General features: G+C 59.9%; 14 protein-coding genes. 7 read left to right on the forward strand and 7 right to left on the reverse strand.

Annotated features, from left to right (window positions below; all coding sequences use genetic code 11):
- The first annotated feature begins 15 nt into the window (after window positions 1-15).
- On the forward strand, window positions 16-753 hold the full coding sequence (locus tag JZX88_RS01255) for a 16S rRNA (uracil(1498)-N(3))-methyltransferase (RefSeq protein ID WP_065114946.1): 738 nt from the start codon (window positions 16-18) through the stop codon (window positions 751-753).
- Window positions 754-871: 118 nt separating this feature from the next.
- The gene (locus tag JZX88_RS01260; protein WP_206912295.1) at window positions 872-2,245 is read left to right on the forward strand and encodes a glutamate--cysteine ligase; all 1,374 of its coding nucleotides are present in this window, start codon (window positions 872-874) and stop codon (window positions 2,243-2,245) included.
- A gap of 228 nt (window positions 2,246-2,473) precedes the next feature.
- On the opposite strand, the gene JZX88_RS01265 is transcribed toward JZX88_RS01260, so the two are convergent.
- Window positions 2,474-2,767: a DUF1127 domain-containing protein gene (locus tag JZX88_RS01265; RefSeq protein ID WP_127756322.1), complete on the reverse strand. Its 294-nt coding sequence runs from the start codon at window positions 2,765-2,767 to the stop codon at window positions 2,474-2,476.
- Window positions 2,768-2,969: 202 nt separating this feature from the next.
- Here JZX88_RS01265 and JZX88_RS01270 point away from each other — a divergent pair, with 202 nt between their 5' ends.
- A complete protein-coding gene (locus JZX88_RS01270; protein ID WP_004432791.1) occupies window positions 2,970-3,920 on the forward strand; it encodes a LysR substrate-binding domain-containing protein in 951 nt (316 codons plus the stop codon).
- 69 nt (window positions 3,921-3,989) lie between these two features.
- Here the strand turns inward: JZX88_RS01270 and JZX88_RS01275 are convergent, their stop codons facing one another.
- Window positions 3,990-6,428 (reverse strand): DUF1217 domain-containing protein, encoded by a 2,439-nt coding sequence (locus JZX88_RS01275; protein WP_206912296.1) that lies wholly within the window; start codon window positions 6,426-6,428, stop codon window positions 3,990-3,992.
- A 367-nt stretch (window positions 6,429-6,795) separates the two neighbouring features.
- On the opposite strand from JZX88_RS01275, the gene JZX88_RS01280 reads away from it, so the two are divergent.
- Window positions 6,796-7,362 carry a DUF6101 family protein gene (locus tag JZX88_RS01280; RefSeq protein ID WP_065114942.1) on the forward strand — a complete coding sequence of 189 codons (567 nt, stop codon included), beginning with the start codon at window positions 6,796-6,798 and terminating at the stop codon, window positions 7,360-7,362.
- 80 nt (window positions 7,363-7,442) lie between these two features.
- Here JZX88_RS01280 and ubiA read toward each other — a convergent pair whose 3' ends face one another.
- The 4 genes from ubiA to JZX88_RS01300 form a co-directional block, all read right to left on the reverse strand.
- Window positions 7,443-8,396, reverse strand: coding sequence for a 4-hydroxybenzoate octaprenyltransferase (gene ubiA / locus JZX88_RS01285; RefSeq protein ID WP_206912297.1), 954 nt, complete (start codon window positions 8,394-8,396; stop codon window positions 7,443-7,445).
- 120 nt (window positions 8,397-8,516) lie between these two features.
- Window positions 8,517-9,317: a MipA/OmpV family protein gene (locus JZX88_RS01290; protein WP_206912300.1), complete on the reverse strand. Its 801-nt coding sequence runs from the start codon at window positions 9,315-9,317 to the stop codon at window positions 8,517-8,519.
- Between the two features lie 246 nt (window positions 9,318-9,563).
- Entirely contained in the window at window positions 9,564-10,820 is a 1,257-nt protein-coding gene (locus JZX88_RS01295; RefSeq protein ID WP_065114940.1) for a cyclopropane-fatty-acyl-phospholipid synthase family protein, read from the reverse strand.
- A 168-nt stretch (window positions 10,821-10,988) separates the two neighbouring features.
- Window positions 10,989-13,307, reverse strand: a complete 2,319-nt coding sequence (locus JZX88_RS01300; RefSeq protein ID WP_206912302.1) for a Tex family protein — start codon at window positions 13,305-13,307, stop codon at window positions 10,989-10,991.
- A gap of 201 nt (window positions 13,308-13,508) precedes the next feature.
- Here JZX88_RS01300 and purD point away from each other — a divergent pair, with 201 nt between their 5' ends.
- The 3 genes from purD to JZX88_RS01315 all read left to right on the forward strand — a co-directional run bounded on the left by purD (window position 13,509) and on the right by JZX88_RS01315 (window position 17,598).
- On the forward strand, window positions 13,509-14,780 hold the full coding sequence (gene purD / locus JZX88_RS01305; protein ID WP_206912304.1) for a phosphoribosylamine--glycine ligase: 1,272 nt from the start codon (window positions 13,509-13,511) through the stop codon (window positions 14,778-14,780).
- 157 nt (window positions 14,781-14,937) lie between these two features.
- Window positions 14,938-15,450 (forward strand): plant virulence effector HPE1-like domain-containing protein, encoded by a 513-nt coding sequence (locus JZX88_RS01310; RefSeq protein WP_206912306.1) that lies wholly within the window; start codon window positions 14,938-14,940, stop codon window positions 15,448-15,450.
- A 324-nt stretch (window positions 15,451-15,774) separates the two neighbouring features.
- Window positions 15,775-17,598 carry a methyl-accepting chemotaxis protein gene (locus tag JZX88_RS01315; RefSeq protein ID WP_065114937.1) on the forward strand — a complete coding sequence of 608 codons (1,824 nt, stop codon included), beginning with the start codon at window positions 15,775-15,777 and terminating at the stop codon, window positions 17,596-17,598.
- 57 nt (window positions 17,599-17,655) lie between these two features.
- Here the strand turns inward: JZX88_RS01315 and JZX88_RS01320 are convergent, their stop codons facing one another.
- Window positions 17,656-18,150, reverse strand: a complete 495-nt coding sequence (locus tag JZX88_RS01320; protein WP_206912308.1) for a DUF523 domain-containing protein — start codon at window positions 18,148-18,150, stop codon at window positions 17,656-17,658.
- Window positions 18,151-18,213 lie beyond the last annotated feature (63 nt).

Below are 18,213 nucleotides of genomic sequence, written 5' to 3' on the forward strand. Positions count from 1 at the left end.
CTGAAACCGAATCCCATGCGCGCAAATTTCCGGATGCAACGACTGTTCCTTGAAGCCACTCTCGCAGCCGGCGTGGCGCAGGAGGCCACAGGCGAACAGTTCAACTACCTCGCCAATGTGCTGCGCATGGCCGATGGTGCCGAAATCCTGCTGTTCAACGGCCGCGATGGCGAATGGAAAGCGAAACTCTCCTTTCCAAGCCGCAAGAAGATCGTGCTCATTCCCCTCGAGCAGACACGGCCGCAGCCGGACGCGCCGGATCTGCACTATCTATTCGCGCCGCTGAAAGTCGGGCGGATGGACTATCTGGTGCAGAAGGCGGTGGAAATGGGCGCTGGCCTGTTGCAGCCGGTGATGACGCAGCATGTTCAGGGCAAGATCCACAATACCGAAAAGCTGCGCGCCAATGCCATCGAGGCGGCCGAACAATGCGGCATTCTGTCTCTGCCAGAAGTGGCCGAACCGGTGAAACTGAAAGAGCTGCTCGAGACCTGGCCGCATGACCGGCGCATCATCTATTGCGACGAGGGCGATGCGGGACAAAATCCGCTGCCGATCCTGCAAGCCGTCACGGAGCGTAAAATCGCCCTGCTGGTCGGCCCGGAAGGCGGTTTTTCCGAGGAAGAGCGGGAACTTCTGCGCAGCCTTGCCTTCGTCACCCCCATTCCGCTTGGGCCTCGCATCCTGAGAGCCGATACGGCCGCCGTCGCAGCGCTGGCCGTCATTCAGGCGGCCATCGGCGACTGGAATTGAACGGCAGCATTGCGCTTCATGCATCTTTAAAAGAAATTCATTTGCCTCCGGATACGATCCGGCTCTATCTGCCAATCATATGCCTCGCCGCAACAGAGACGTCATAACAAGGTAAGCCATGGCACGCGACACGACCGACCAGACCCCCCTCTCCTCCGTTACGGAGCTTACAGATTATCTGGCGGGCGGTTGCAAGGCTGAAGCCGATTTCCGCATCGGCACCGAACACGAAAAATTCGCCTTCTTCCGGGAGGACAACAGCCCGGTTCCCTATTACGGCGATGCCAGCATTTCCGCGCTTTTGACGGGCATGCAGGCAAAGCTCGGCTGGGAGCCGATCATGGACGGTGAAAACATCATCGGTCTTGGCGAACAGCATGGCATGGGCGCCATCTCCATCGAGCCCGGCGGCCAGTTCGAGCTTTCTGGCGCGCCGCTGGAAAACCTGCACCAGACCTGCAAGGAATCCAATCAGCATCTGGCGACGCTGCGCGAAGTGGCCGAACCGATGGGTATCCGTTTCCTCGGCATCGGCGGCAGCCCGCTGTGGAGCTACGACGAAACGCCGCGCATGCCGAAGTCGCGCTATGCGATCATGACACGCTACATGCCGAAGGTCGGGACCAAGGGTCTCGATATGATGTACCGCACCTGTACGATCCAGGTTAATCTCGATTTCTCCTCCGAAGCGGATATGCGCCGCAAGATGCGCGTTTCCATGAAGCTGCAATCGCTGGCGACAGCGCTCTTCGCCTCTTCGCCCTTCACCGAAGGCAAGCCGAACGGCCTGCTTTCCTGGCGTGGCGATATCTGGCGCGATACGGACAACCGTCGCTCGGGCGTGCTGCCTTTCACCTTCGAGGCGGACTTCGGCTTCAAGGACTATGTGGAATGGGCGCTCGACGTGCCGATGTATTTCATCGTGCGCGACGGCAAATATCACGATTGCACCCATGTCACCTTCCGTCAGTTCATGAACGGGGCGCTGAAGGGTGAAATCGCCGACTGGCAGCCGACCATGGGCGACTGGACGAACCATCTTTCGACACTGTTCCCCGATGTGCGCCTGAAGCGCTTTCTCGAAATGCGCGGCGCCGATGGCGGCCCGTGGCGGCGTATCTGCGCCCTGCCCGCCTTCTGGGTCGGCCTTCTCTATGATGACGAGGCGCTTACCGCTGCCGATACGCTGACCGCCGGCTGGAGCTTCGATGAAGTCATCGCCCTTCGCGATGCCGTGCCGGCCAGGGGTCTCACCGCTGAGATCGCCGGCAAACCGCTTCTCGGCATTGCCCGCGAGGTGCTCGCTATTTCCCGCACCGGCCTCAAAAACCGCAACCGCCTGAACGGCGAAGGCCAGGACGAGACCGTGTTCCTGTCTTCGCTGGACGAAGTGCTGGCGAAGAAGACCACGCTCGCCGAAGACATGCTGGCGCTTTATAACGGACGCTGGGGCGGTTCGGTGCTGCCGGTGTTCGAGGAATACCAGTACTGAGGCCGTACCGGCAAAACGGCGCAGGCAGGCAAGGCCATAAAAAAGCCCGGCGCGGCCGAGGGGCCTGACACCGGGCAAAGGCAGGGCTATTGGCAAATCACCCTGCGGGGAAAACTTTGGGGTCGGAGCAATTCCGGCAGCTGGAGGTTTGCCGGAATTGCCCGCATATTCTGGAACGCTTGGCCATTTCCGGACAGAAAACCGGGGCCAGCTTTTTCTGGAAATGCTTTAAACGGTCTTGAACCGGGTCACCGCGCGGTTGCGTGCGGCACGGGTCAGATGAGCGGTCGGATCCTCGAGCAGGCCGGTATTGAGTGCATCCCGCACGTCCGAGCGCGCCAGACCGATATCGGCCAGAAGGCGGTCATCGAGTTCCGTGAGGCCATTGGCCACGATACGGTTGTAGATGCGCTGCAAGAACGTTTTGACGCGGAAAGCAAAGAGGACAGCGACACGACGCAGCGTATCGTTCTGCCGGGAGGTTGCGAGTTCCAGTTCCATTCTCCGTTCTGCCGTGCGCATGACACTTATCCTTTCGTAACGGCACGATGCGGCACCGCCCCCGGCGCACCACGCGCGAGAAGCTGCCTCGGGTTGGGGCCAGACGTTTCGCCGGCCCGGGGTTGAGATTGATTTGCTTGAAGTCAAAATGTCGCAAGACTATTGATCAGTCCAACGAATGTTTCTAATGTAAGACATCAATCATTCTGATGGATGACCATCCATGTCCGCACCTCTCGACATAGACCAGCTGCACACCTTCATCGCCATCGTTGACACGGGCAGCTTCACCAAGGCCGCAGACCGTGTTTTCAAGACGCAATCCGCCGTTTCCATGCAGATGCGGCGGCTGGAAGAACGGATCGGCAAACAGCTTTTCGCCAAGGACGGGCGTGGCAACCGCCTGACGGCGGAGGGCGAAAAACTGATGAATTATGCCCGCCGCATCATCCGCCTCAACAACGAGGCGATCGCCGCCTTCGATGACAACCGGCTGGAGGGCATGCTGCGCATCGGTACGCCCGATGACTATGCCGACCGCTACATGCCGGAGATCATCGGGCGTTTCGCCAAGACCCATCCGAATGTCGAGCTTTACATCGTCTGCGAACCTTCTGTCAGCCTTGCCGAAAAAATGGCGCGCGGCGAGCTGGATATCGCGCTCGTCACCCACAACCCCCGTGCCCGCTCCTCCGATGTGGTGCGGACCGAACCGCTTTGCTGGGTCGCTTCCGCCAACCATCCGCTGAAGGACGATGCGCCGGTGCCGCTCGCCGTCGGCCGGCGCGACTGCCACTGGCGCCAGCTTGCCTGTTCGGCGCTCGATGCCGACGGGCGGGATTATCAGGTTCTGTTCACCAGCTGGTCTTCCACCGTGGTCGCCGCCGCCGTACTGGCCGGCATGGCCGTCTCGGTGCTGCCGGAATCGGCGCTGCGCACCGGCATGAAGGTCCTGACCGCTGCGGACGGCTTCCCGCCCCTGCCGCCGGTACAGATCGGCCTGATGAAACGGCCGGGCCTTTCGCCCTCGCTGGTGAACGCCATCACCGACCACATCACCGCCTGCCTCGACAACATCTCACCGATGAGCGTTGCCGACGAAATGGACAGCGATGTGAAGACCTACCCCAAGATGCCGCGCCTGCGCGCCGGGCATATGCTGCCGGGCTGGTAGGCGGAAGGTGCGAATGCAAAGGCCGGGACAAATCCCGGCCTTTTTAATCGTACATCTACCGGCTCCCGTTTACCGGGCCCGCAATGTGGCGACCGCCAGCAGCGTATCGCCGCTGATGCCCGCCGAGCCGCTGCCATTAAACAGCATCATGATCGGATCGGTGGTGTTCTGCGCATTGTCATACATGATGGTGAAACGGGCGACGAGTTTCTTGACCTTTTCCGGGTCCTGAAAATCCTCGATGTCGAAATATTTCTTCATCATCGCCACCTGCGTATCGACCGGGGCATTGCCGAGCTCATCGGGAATGCCGAAGGTGGTGTTGATAAAATTCTGGATCGCGGTGTCGGCGAGAATGGAATAATAGGACGTCGTTCCTGCCGCCATGCGCTTGAAATAGAGCGCCAGACGCACACCGGCATTCTCTTCACCCGCCTGCGTTTCCAGCGTCTGGGTCAGGTAATTGTCCAGCGTCTCGTAAAGGCCGCGCCGCGTCTGGATCAAACTCCGGTCCTCGTGGAGGATATTGCCGTCGGTATCGAAGTTGAAAGCGGTGACGAGGCGGCGGAAGACGGGGTCCATCTCCTTGTTGAGGTAACTTTCCTTGTCATCCAGTTTGGATGAGAAAATCTTTTCCATCTGATCCTTCGTCACGCTTTTCGGATCAATGCCAAGCGATTCCATCGCAAACTTCGTCAGGCGATCATTGGCCAGGAACTCCTTGAGCGTCTTGATCTTCTGCATCTCGGCCGTGAAATATTCCGCCTCTTTCTTGGCCGCCTCCTTGTCCTTCTCCGTGCCGAAAGCCGACTTCTTCTTGATATAATCGGCGGACATGGTCTGCATTTCAATTTCCGACTGCGCCAGAACGGGAGATCCGACCGTGCCGTCTGACTTGAAATTGAAAAGCTCAGCCAGCTTGACGTAGCGCTCGTCCTTCAGCGTATAGACGAAGCTCTTCTTGTCCTGCAGATCGCTGGTGAGGACCTTGCGGATATCTGCGACGTTCACCTTGGCCGGGTCGAGGCCCACCGCCTTCAGCGCATAGGTATAAACAGCGCTGCTATCGAGAAAGTCCCCGACAGATGTGACGCTTCTTATGTCGCTCTTGAACAGCTTAAGTGCCTTTTCGTCGGCTGCGTCGTCCTTGTCGTTATAATGCGTCATGTAGCCGCTGGTTGTGGTCGCGGTTTGCAGCGTCGTCTGGGGCGTCGTACCCTCGGCGAGCGTTCCATCCGTCTGGAAATTGAACGCCTCTCTCAGGGCGATATAACGCTTGTCGTTCTTGCCGAAGGTTGCAATGTAATTGTTCGGATCGCTCAGATCGCTGGTGAGGATATTCTCGATCGTCGCCGTCACGATCGTCACGTCATTAAGGTCGAAGGCGACCTTGATATAGTTGAGAAGCCTCGCATCCGAGGTCAGTTCGTCCACGGTCTTGATCGAACCGATCTTCGATTCGAAATAATCCCGGTTCAGTGTGGCGACGGTCGGCGTCACGCGGGGAGCGCTGCCGATATAGGCATCCGTCATTATCTTGATATTGTCGGCCTTCTGCGCTCCACCAGCGGTCACAGTGCCGTCGTTGTTGAATTCGAAGGCGGCGGCAAGCTGCGCCATCTTGTTATATTGCGTGACGGTGTTCGTCAGCGTTGTCTGCTGCGCGGTGATGGCAGCAAGCTTCGTCTCCCACTCATCCTGTGGCGGGAGCACGGCTTCCAGCTGCGTCAGCTGATCCTGACGGGTGACCTTTTCCGCTTCAAGCGCCGTGCGCTCCTCGTCCGTCAGCTCCGTGCCCGCAAGCGCGGTGTCGATAGCAGTGATCCGCGCCGTAACCTGCCCGTGAAGCTCGATGTTGCCCTTCATCGCCAGCTTTTCGACCGCATCATTATAGGCCGCGCCAAATTTCTGATTGAGGTAGCTGTCGGGATCGTCAATGTCGCTCGTCATCAATCCCCTGATGTGAGCGTAGGTGTAGGTCTTCTCATCGATGCTGAAGACCTGGAAGATATAGGCGCGGGTCCTGTCGTTCTGCAGCAGCTGGTCCACATTGGTGACCGTGCCGATGATCGCCTTGTAATAACGTGTTTCTTCCGCAAGGCTGTCGTTAAGATCGGATATCGACGTGTCGTAAAGCCCGATCATCTTGTCGAGCTGCGCCTCCGTCTGGACCGTCTTCGTCGACGCTGTGAAATTGAAGGCGGCGGCGAATTCGCGGTAGCGCTCGTCAGTCAGCTTGTTGGCGAAGCTGTTCTGGTCGTTCAGATCGCTTTCCAGAACCTTCTTCATGAAGGCCTTGGCATAGGTCATTTCACCGAGACCGAAGGCGTCCATGGCATAGGAATAGAGCTGGTAGTTATTGAGGAACTCATCGACGCTTTTCACATTGCCGATGTTTTCCTTGTAATATTTCGTCTGCCGCTCGACGAGCCCCTGCTGCGCAACGCGCGAGATGCTTGTCTTCATATCGCGGTTGATGAGGTCGTAGCTGAGATAAGTCGATACCATCTGATGCCCTCTGAAACACCGCGCGTCCCTTGGGGAGAACTCGATGTTCCGGTTTTTAAATCCACCCGTTGCGCGCCATCCGGACGCACGGCGAGCCTTGGCATGACTATGCCGGACACGCCTTGCCCGGAGCTTGAAAGAGCACATTTTCGGCCGGCATAAAAACCGCATTGTCTCGATCCGCTTTACCCAAACGAAACCATGCCACAGTGGGTTTTGCTAACCATTTGGGAATGCAAAGTTTTCTTAACCGCGATTTTTAAGCAGTCTCGAACATGCGGCGGATAATCTCCTGACATCAGAGGACGAAAAGTCCCGATGAGAAGACCGGAAACCGGCTCTCAGGTAAAACAAGGGTAGATTAAACATGACCAATACCGTTCTGAAGCCCGACTGGGCCGTCGCCACACTCAGACTTGAACCGGCACGTTTTCCGCAACAGGTCACCTATGGCAGAGGCAATGGCGCAACCGACGTTGCCGTGACGCTCGATGAACGGGGCGCCGTCCTGAAAAAGGTCCTTTCCTCTTCCGGCCTGCCTTTGTCATTCGCCCTGCCCGCCCGCGCCTTCAAGGGCGTCGCCGCCCGTGCCATCGATCATGGTGACGGCCAGGTGACCGTGACGCTGGAACTGCACCACGACGATCCGGACCTCTGCATTCCGCTGCTGGTCGCCCACGATCTCTGCGACATCGCCGCCGACTGGCGCAGCTGGTCCGAGGCCTATCGCATTCCCATGCTGATGGTGGAAGCCGATGGTGTTGCCCGCCCGCTGGAAGAACATCTCGGCAAGGTGCGCACCCAGAATACCCGCCCGCGCCGCCGCCACTCCTATTTCGCGGATCGCCGCCCGCGCTTCCTCGTTCGCCGCTCCACCGGTTCGCTGGGCATGAGCATGAAGATCGAGGGCAAGGAAATCATCGCCCGCAGCTGATAATCTTCAGCCAGACAAATCAAAAAAGCCCGGTGCGGATGACGCGACCGGGCTTTTTCATGTTCTACGTTGCCGTAACCTTATGCCATGAGAAGCGGCAAGATGAGACCTGCGAAAATCAGCACGCCGACACGGTTGTTGGATTTGAACAGCACGAGGCACTGATCGACGTCGTCGATATTGAGCGCCCAGACCTGCCGGAACAGCATGAGGGCGGCAGCGGCAAGGCCGCTATAAGCAATGACGTTAACACCCGCGCCCCAGAAAGACAGGGCAATCATGACGAGGGCTGTGCCATAAAGGAAAACCAGCCAGCGATGTGTGTTCTCGCCAAACAGCAGGGCGGTGGAACCGATGCCCACCGCGGTGTCGTCTTCCTTGTCCTGATGGGCGTAGATTGTATCATAACCGATCGTCCAGGCGATGGAGCCGACATAAAGCAGGACAGGAGGCCAGGCGATCGATCCGAACTGTCCGGCCCAGCCCATCAGCGCACCCCAGGAAAAGGCCAGCCCGAGGAAAAATTGCGGCCAGTTGGTGAAGCGCTTGGCAAAGGGATAGATCGCCACGAAAACCAGCGAGAAGATTCCGGTGGCGATTGCGAAACCGTTGAACTGCAAAAGCACGACAAGTCCGGCAAGCGCCTGCAGCACGATGAAGACCTTGGCCTGCATCCGGGTCACGCGGCCAGACGGGAGCGGCCGGGAGCGGGTGCGCGCCACGGCCATGTCGATCTTGTGGTCGGCCAGATCATTATAAGTGCAGCCCGCGCCGCGCATCGCAACCGATCCGATGAAGAACAGCACCAGGTGCCAGATCAGCGTCGCCCAGGAAAACCCACCGCTTTCCAACGCGGCATTGGCCGCAAGGGCTGCGGACCAGAAGCATGGCCACATCAGCAATTGCCAGCCGATGGGGCGATCCCACCTTGCCAGTTGCGCATAGGGCCAGAGGGGTCTCGGCAAAATCCGATAGACCCAGTTATTGGATGGCGCGTCGGAAACGCGGTCTGACAAATCGCTGTGGTGAACCATGGGACGGTTCTACAGCATCGGCGGCAAAATCGGAATGGATTTCAGCACCCGGCCACACATGCAGAAAAGCCCCGCAGCGGTTCCGCCACGGGGCTTTGCAGGGCCATATCGCCGTTATTTTCAGGGCAGAGAGAAATTGAATTTATAGCTTGCCTGAACGCCGATGATGAACTGGTTCTTCGAACCGCGCTCGCGCACCAGCGAGCTGTCGGCGGCGTCGCCGGTCAGACGGCGATATTCCGCAAACGAGCCGACTTCGGCGTTTTCGGTGACTTTCCAGGTGATGGCGGCGCCGATGCCGGCGGAATGCAGGCCGCCGCCCGGGCTATAGGGCGAAGGCGCGCCGGCGGCCGTCTGTGCCGCGCTCACGCCGTAATAACGCTCGTTGTATTTGCTGCTGACCCATGTGGCGCGCGGGCCGGCGGAAATCTGGATACCGGGGGCGATATCGGTGAAGGCATCGACGGCAACGTCACCGACCACACCGCTGTGGCTGCGGATGCCCTGACGGACTTCGCCACGAACGCGCAGCCAGTCAGTCGGATAGGCTTCGGCGAAACCGCCAAGCTCGCCGCCGCGCTTGATGCGGGTCATGCCCTTCAGATCGGAAGAGTCGCCTTCATCGCGCGGGGATATAAGCTTGCCGGCGAGACCCATGCTGATCGGGCCATTGTCCAGAAGCGAGATCGAAGCGCTGTCGTTGCGGGAGGTGAAACGCGCGCCCTGCCCCTGACGGCCGAGCGAAATGATGGGCGAAAAGCCGAATTCATTCTTGTTGTCGCCCTGATATTTCGGCGCGGTGAAACCCGCACCGCCGAGTTTCAGATACCAGTCGCCGGAAAACCAGCCTTCGGCATGGGCACTACCCACGGCAAAAAGCGACACGACACAGGCGGCGGCTGCCGCTGACGGCTTGAACATGAAAGAACCCCAGAAACGCAATACAGACAGGTGCCCGTAGACTTAGAGGGATTGTCTTTCCATTCCATTAACCAGCGCGGGAGAGGACGCGGGGTCATCGAACCTAACCCTGCGTCATGCTCGGGTTTATCCCGATCATCTGCGTTCGACCGACTTTCCGCGACGTGGACAAATCCTCGGGACAAGCCCGAGGATGATGCCGAGATTGCGGATGGGTTGGTCAAGACACCACAGGACAGTCGCCCGTCAGAACGTCACCTTCTCCAGCGGCGCACGCGTCTTTTCGAACTCCAGCAGTTTCGCCTCGTTCTGTGCGATGTAGTCGCGGTTATGCGGCACGGCATCGCGATCCTTGGCGATCTGGATCTGGAAAATATGGAAGTTTTCATGGGTGAAGGCCATTTCCGAACCCGCCAGATAAAACTCCCACATGCGGAAGAAGCGCTCGTCATAAAGCGCTACCGCTTCCGCCTTGCGCGCCACGAAACGCTCGCGCCAGTGCCGCAGCGTATGGGCGTAATGCATGGGCAGGATTTCGATATCCTTCACCAGCAGCCGCGACTTTTCAATGGCCGGCAGCACCTCGGCAAGCGAGGGAATATAACCGCCAGGGAAAATATATTTTTCGATGAAGGGATTGGTCGCCAGCGCCGGATAGGGCTGGCCGATGGAGTGCAGCACCATCACACCCTTGTCGTCCAGCACCTCCGCCACCTTGTCGAAATAATCGCGGTAATGCGTCGGCCCGACATGTTCGAACATGCCGACGGAAACGATGCGGTCATATTTCTTCGAGGCCGGCAGGTAGCGGTAATCCTGCAATTCGAAGCGGACATTGTCGGCAATGCCACGTTTCGCCGCACGGTCGCGGGAAACGCGTAGCTGCTCTTCGCTGAGCGTGATGCCGGTCACATCCGCGCCCGCGCTTTCAGCGACATACATCGCCATGCCGCCCCAGCCGGAGCCGATTTCCAGCACGCTCTGGCCCGGTTCGGTCATCAGCTTGGCGGCGATATGCCGTTTTTTCGCAACCTGCGCCTCATAGAGGCTGATACCGGGCGGGTTGAAATAAGCGCAGGAATATTGCCAGTCCTCATCGAGGAAGAGATCGAACAGCTTGGCGCTCAGATCATAGTGGTGGGCAACATTGCTCTTGTTGTGGTTGACCGGCAGATGCATCTTGATGCGGGCGGCGATGATGCGCGCCATGCCACGCCAGACCATGCCGAAGGACAGCGCCTCGCTCAGCGTATTGCCTTTGACCAGCGCCAGAAAGTCGTAAATATCGCCTTCCGCGACCTTCACGCGCCCTTCCATATACATTTCGGCAAGCTTCAGCGCCGGATCGGCGGCAATCTCCTGCATGGCGGCTTCGTCAGTGAAATTCAGAACCACCTTTTTGCCCGTACCATCACCATAGGTGTGGCTTCCTCCCGGGCTGGTTACGACAAGATCGCCGATCTTGATTATCTTTTCGAGCAGAACATGCAGAGACGACGCCATGGCACCCCCAATTGCTAAGTCTCACTTATCAATTTTCCTGACCGTATTCCTTTCGGCACAAGTTTCAAGATAGTCTTATTTCAAAAAAATTGAACGATTTCATCAAGCAAAAAGCCCCGCCGGGGTGTCCGGCGGGGCTTTTTGGTAAAAAATCATTTCAACCCTAGATCAGCGTCGCTTCATGGCTTCCGCCAGGGCAGCGGCAAGGGCGCCACCGGATTGCGACCCTTCGTTGCGGTCTTTCGGTTTGGATGTCGCATGGCGCATGGCGCCCGCATTGCCCTTTTCACGCATCGGCTGCGGCGCCGCCTCACCGCCATCCTTGCGCATGGTGAGACCGATGCGCTTGCGCTTCACATCCACTTCCACGACACGCACCTTGACCACATCGCCCGCCTTGACGACCTCATGCGGGTCCTTCACGAAACGGTCGGCGAGCTGCGAGACATGCACCAGCCCATCCTGATGCACGCCGATATCCACGAAGGCGCCGAAGGCGGCGACATTGGTGACGGTGCCTTCGAGCAGCATGCCCGGCTTCAGATCGGTGATCTCGTCCACGCCCTCGGCAAAGGTCGCGGTCTTGAAGCTCGGGCGCGGGTCGCGACCGGGCTTTTCCAGTTCGGCGATGATGTCCCTGACCGTCGGCAGACCGAACTGCTCATCAATGAACGTCTTCGGATCAAGCGCCTTCAGCGCGGCGCTGTCACCCATCAGCGAACGCAGGTCGCGGCCACAGGCGGCGACGATCTTTTTCGCCACGCCATAGGCTTCCGGGTGAACCGAGGAGGCATCCAGCGGCTCCTTGCCGTTCGGAATGCGCAGGAAGCCCGCGCATTGCTCGAAAGTGCGCTGGCCAAGGCGCGGCACCTTCAGCAGTTCCTTGCGGCTGGCGAAAGGTCCTGTCTGGTCGCGATGGGCGACGATGGCGTCGGCAATCGAGCTGCCGAGGCCCGATACGCGCGCGAGAAGCGGCGACGAGGCCGTGTTGAGATCGACGCCGACGGCATTCACCGCGTCTTCCACGACAGCATCGAGCGAGCGGCTGAGGCGGCCCTGATCGACATCATGCTGGTATTGCCCGACGCCGATGGATTTCGGCTCGATCTTCACCAGTTCCGCCAGCGGGTCCTGAAGGCGGCGGGCGATGGAGACGGCACCGCGCAGCGAAACGTCGAGATTGGGGAATTCCGCGGCCGCCCGTTCCGACGCGGAATAAACAGATGCGCCCGCTTCCGAGACGATGACCTTGGTGGGCTTTGTGCCCGAAGCCGGCATCTGCGCCAGAAGATCGGCGACCAGCTTTTCCGTCTCGCGGCTGCCCGTGCCATTGCCGATGGCAATCAGCTCGACATTGTGCTTGCGGATGAGCAGGGCGAGTTCCGCCTGTGTGCCACGCACGTCGTTCTTCGGCGGGAAAGGATAGACGGTCGTGGTGTCCAGCAGCTTGCCGGTGCCATCCACCACAGCCACCTTGACGCCGGTGCGGATGCCCGGATCGAGCCCCATGGTGGCGCGGGAACCGGCGGGGGCGGCCAGCAGCAGATCCTTCAGATTGCGGGCAAAGACATTGATCGCCTCTTCTTCGGCACGTTCGCGCAATTCGCGCATCAGGTCGAGCGAAAGCGACATGGAAAGCTTCACCCGCCAGGTCCAGCCAGCGACCTCCATCAGCCATTGATCGGCGGGGCCGGCACTGCGGATATCGAAGGCGGCGGCGATGGTGCGCTGCGCGGGCTTGACCGGTGAGGGATCGTCCGCATCGACATCGATGGTCAATGTCAGCACTTCCTCGTTCCAGCCGCGCAGCATGGCCAGCGCCCGGTGGCCCGGCACCGTGGCCCAGCGCTCGAAATGATCGAAATAGTCTGAGAATTTTTCGCCCGTGGCCTGCTTGCCGTCCACCACCTTGGCGCGGAAGGTGGCGTTCTGGCGCATGTAGTCGCGCAGGCGGCCGAGAAGATCGGCGTTTTCCGTCATGGTTTCCGCCACGATGTCGCGCGCGCCCTCGAGTGCCGCCTTCACATCGGCCACCTCGCCCTGAACATAAGCCTCCGCCAGCTTCGCCGGATCGGCGGCGCGGTTTTCCCATATGGCTTCGGCAAGCGGGCCGAGACCACGCTCGCGGGCGATTTCCGCGCGGGTGCGGCGCTTCGGCTTGTAGGGCAGGTAGAGGTCTTCCAGCTCCGCCTTGGTGCCGGCCTGCATGATCTTGGCCATCAGTTCATCGGTCATCTTGTCCTGACCGGTGATGGAATCGACGATGGAAGCCCGCCGGGCATTAAGTTCGCGCAGATAGACAAGCCGTTCCGAAAGCGTGCGAAGCTGGGTGTCATCAAGTCCTCCCGTCACCTCCTTGCGGTAACGGGCGATGAAGGGAACGGTCGCGCCCTCGTCCAGCAGCGCCACCGCCGCCTTCACCTGATCGGGGCGGGCGTTGATTTCGGAGGCTATGAGCGAGGCGAGGCGGGCATTGTCTGCGGTCATGAGGTTCTCTGCTGTAATGTCTGGAGCGGCGAACATAATGTCTGATTGTGGCGTGACAACAAGAGGCATCCACGATTCCACAGGAAAGGCGGCGATCAAGGGAAAGACGGGCATTTGCGGCGCTTTCTCCTTGACCTTTCGCCCCCCTGCCCTTAACGCCCGTCCCACAAGGTTACTGGCGAATTTGCAGGGGTATTGACCATGAAAGTTCTGTTGATCGGTTCCGGCGGACGCGAACATGCGCTGGCGTGGAAAATCGCCCAGTCTCCCCTGCTCGATGAATTTTATGCCGCCCCCGGCAATCCCGGCATCGCCGACCACGCGACGCTGGTGGCGCTGAACGTGGAGGACCACGCGACCGTCATCGCATTTGCGAAGGAAAAGGCAATCGACTTCGTCGTCGTCGGCCCGGAAGCGCCGCTGGTTGCGGGTCTTGCGGACGATCTGCGTGCCGCCGGCATCGCCACATTCGGACCCTCGAAAGCCGCCGCCCAGCTTGAGGGCTCCAAGGGCTTCACCAAGGATCTCTGCGCGCGCTACGATATTCCGACCGGCGCTTACCAGCGTTTCAAGACCGCCGAACCGGCCAGGGACTATGTTCGCGCACAGGGCGCGCCGATCGTCATCAAGGCGGACGGTCTTGCCGCCGGCAAGGGCGTGACCGTTGCGATGACGGAAGCGGAAGCGCTTGCCGCCATCGACGAATGTTTCGACGGCGCTTTCGGCACGGCCGGCGCCGAAGTGGTGGTGGAAGCCTTCCTCGATGGCGAGGAAGCGAGCTTCTTCTGCCTTTCCGACGGCAAGACCGCGCTGGCGCTCGCAACCGCGCAGGATCACAAACGCGTCGGCGACGGCGATACCGGCCCGAATACCGGCGGCATGGGCGCCTATTCCCCCGCCCCGGTCATGACACCGGCCATGGTGGAACGCACCATGAAGGAGATCATCGAGCCGACGATTGCGGGCATGGCCAAGGACGGCAATCCTTTCTCCGGCGTATTCTTCGCCGGGCTGATGATTACCGCCAAAGGCCCGGAACTGATCGAATATAATGTGCGCTTCGGCGATCCCGAGTGCCAGGTGCTGATGATGCGCCTCAAGAGCGATCTGCTACCGATCCTCTACGCCACCGCCACCGGCACGCTGGACAAGGTTGAGGCGGAATGGCGCGACGATGCGGCGCTGACGGTCGTTCTCGCCTCGAAGGGTTATCCCGGCGCTTACGACAAGAACACGCCGATCGCCCATATTCCCGAGGCGAGCGAAGAGGCGAAGGTTTTCCACGCCGGCACCGCGCTGAAGGACGGCGAACTCGTCGCAACCGGCGGCCGCGTGCTGAACGTCACCGCTTTCGGAAAGACCGTGACGGAAGCGCAGGCGCGCGCCTATGCGCTGGCCGACAAGGTCGAGTGGGAAAACGGCTTCTGCCGCCGCGATATCGGCTGGCAGGCTGTCGCACGCGAAAAGGCCTGATACTTAAGGCAAACACCGGTGAGGGCGAATCTTTCGTTCAATTTTTACCAAGTTTGCTGACCCGATGGAAACGAAAGACCGGTAATACTTGCCCGAATATTTAAATGGCGCACCGTGCCTGAACCACGGGTGCTGCCGTTACTTCGGGGGTTTTTCGATGCGTCGTGTTTTTCTGACAGCCATTGTCGCACTGGCCGGCGGGTCGGCCATGGCATCCTCCATCGAATATATCAATGGCGTACACGCCAGCAATGGCAGCTTCATTCGTCATGACTGCACGGATTGCGAACCCGCGAAGGATAAAACGGTAGCGGAAGGTTATGCCATTCCGTCCATCGAGCCGGGTACGCAGCATATGGAAATGCGCGAAGTCGACGGAAAGCGCACCCTCATCCGCACCGAAGCCTGGCTCGGCGGCGCGCCGGTCACCTTCGTCAGCACCAATCCCGCATGGATGCCGCAAGAAACCCCCAGCACCGCCATTGCGACCTATGACGACGTGGAACCCGTGGCGCATCCTGAGGAAGCGGTTTCGACGCCTGCCGGCATCGACGCGACAACGACGACTGCCGGTGTCAAGGAAATCTCCGCCGACAAGGCTGCCGTTGCCGCTACCGCCTCCACGATTGCCGCACCCGCATTCCCGGATTTCAAATTGCGCGGCAATTGACAGGCGACCGATACATTTTCATGGCAAATGTCAAATAATCACGCGATCGCTGTATTTTTCAGAAGCCATGGCAACCATGCGGGGAATAATAAATTCGTCCGCCGTTATTCCGCCGGATGGGCTGATAAAGCTTTCTCTAATTAAATATTTATTCAAATTTTTGGCCGCTAAGTGATCTCATAGTGCAATGCAGCACGCCATGAGGCCTGAAGCGGATATCAGCTATTCAGGCCCTTCACCGCGCATCAGGCGCCCTTTCCATTTCCGAAACTTCGGCAGCACGCGGCCTTTTCTGGCCGCGACGCAAAACGCTTGTGAGCGCCCATGAAGAATCTCTCCATCTCCCGTCAGCTCATCGTACTCGTGGTGGCCCTTATGGCCGCCTTCGCCGTGGCGACGTTTTACCAGCTGAAATCCGCCACCGACGCGATCTATGAGGAACGCTACGGCATGCTGCGGACACAGGTGCAGTCGGCTATCTCCATTCTGCAGTCCTTCCACGAGAAGGAAACGGCGGGAACGCTGTCGCGCGAAGAAGCCATGAAGCAGGCTTATGCCACCGTCAGCGCCATACGGTTCACCCCTGACGGCTATCTGTTCGGTTACGATTACGACGTGACCATGAAGTTCCATCCCGATCCGAAGCGGGTCGGCGAGAGCTTCAAGGGCAAGCCGGACAGCAAGGGTTTCGCCTATCGTGACGAGCTGGTGCGGCTTGGCCGCAATGGCGGCGGCCAGACGGATTTTTACGGTCCGAAACCCGGCATGGAAGGCAATGACTACGCCAAGAGTTCCTATGCGCTTGCCTTCGAACCATGGCAGGTGGTGGTCGTGACCGGCGTTTATATCGACGATCTGAACGCGCAGGTGCGCGGCGAGGTGATGAAGGCGCTGTCGATCGGCGCTATCATCTTCGTGCTGGCGCTGGCCGCCGCCTTCTATGTCATCCGTGGCATTTCGAAGCCGCTTGGCGATATTCACCGGGCGCTCGGCGAAGTGGCCAATGAAAACGTCTCGCTCGCCATTCCCCACACAGGCCTGACCAACGAAGTGGGCATGATGGCCAAGGCCACCGCCTCGCTGCAGGACAAGGTGCGCGAGCGCCACGCCATGCAGCGCCGTGAGGAAGAACAGCAGCGGCAGCTCAATGCGGAGCGCCAGAACAATCTCGACATGCAGCGCGACGAGGCGGAATTGCAGGCGCGTGTCGTCACCACCATCGGCGAGGCGCTGGAAAAGCTGGCGGGCGGCGATCTGACCGTGCGCTGCGGCGATCTCGGCAACCGTTATGCGGCGCTGCGCGACAATTTCAACGAGGCCCTGACCCATCTTGATGCTGCCATGGCCAAGGTGAATTCCAAGAGCATCGATATTGGCGGCTCCAAGGAGGAAATCCGCAAGGCCTCCAACGAGCTTTCGCAGCGCACCGAACGGCAGGCCGCAAACCTTGAGGAAACTTCGGCCGCTCTGGATGAATTGACCGTTGCGGTGCGCCAGACGGCAGAGGGTGCAGCCGACGCCGCCAAGCGCGTCACCACCGTCAGCTCGGAGGCCATGCGCAGTGACCGGGTGGTGGAAGAAGCGATCACCGCGATGAGCGGTATCGAGCAATCTTCCGACCAGATTTCCAACATCATCGGCGTGATCGACGACATTGCCTTCCAGACCAATCTTCTGGCGCTGAATGCCGGTGTGGAAGCGGCACGTGCGGGTGAGGCCGGCAAGGGCTTTGCCGTGGTGGCGCAGGAAGTGCGCGAACTGGCGCAGAAATCCGCCGCCGCCGCCAAGGAGATCAAGGACCAGATCGCCCGTTCTTCTGCCCAGGTGGAAAACGGCGTGCGTCTTGTCGGAGAGGCCGGTGATGCGCTGAAACGCATTTCGGACCAGATCAAATCCGCAAACGAGATCGTCAGCAAGATCGCCCATTCGGCCGCCGAACAGGATACGACGCTGCGCTCGATCTCGTCGTCGCTCAACCAGCTCGACGTCGCCACCCAGCATAATGCCGCCATGGCGGAAGAAACCACGGCTTCGGCGGAAGCGCTCGCCGTGGACACCGAGGAACTGCTGAACCTCATCCGCGGCTTCCGCGTCTCCTCCGGCCACCAGCTTCACGGCATGGCGCAAGAGATGCGCATGGCGGGGTGATACGCCTCAAGGCTATCGATGGAAACCGGCGCCGGGGGAAACTCCGGCGCTTTTCTTTTAGCTTGTCAGAGCAGCCAGCCGATCGATATCGGCAGGTGAAAATACGGCAATACCGGCTTTTTCGAATAGCGCCGCCGTCACGCCATTGCCCGCGTGTTTGACGCCGGAAAACGAACCGTTATAGATCGCAACCGAGCCACAGGACGGGCTGCCATCGATCAGAAGCGCGTATGTGCAGCCATTGGCCCTGGCGAAGGCCAGCGCCCTTTCCGCACCAGCGATAAATTGCGCCGTGACATCGCCGCCGGTGACCTCCAGCACGCGGGCGCGGCCCTCCAGCACATCGAAACCGGAAGCACCATTTTCGATTTCCGCCGGCGGGCGCGGCACGGGCATGCCACCCGCCATCTCCGGACAGATCGTCACCAGCCTGTGCTCCTGCCGCCAGCGGTCTATTGCGGGGTGGGATAGGGGTTTGCCTCTGCCGTCATAGCGGACCGGCTGGCCGAGGAGGCAGGCGCTGATGAGGATTTTTGGGGTAGTGTGGGTCAATGGGGAGTCGTCCCGTGAGAGTCGCGGTTGCGGCTTACCCCCCTCTGCCCTGCCGGGCATCTC

The sequence above is a fragment of the Agrobacterium sp. OT33 genome, assembly GCF_017313365.1.
Classification (GTDB): domain Bacteria; phylum Pseudomonadota; class Alphaproteobacteria; order Rhizobiales; family Rhizobiaceae; genus Agrobacterium; species Agrobacterium rhizogenes_A.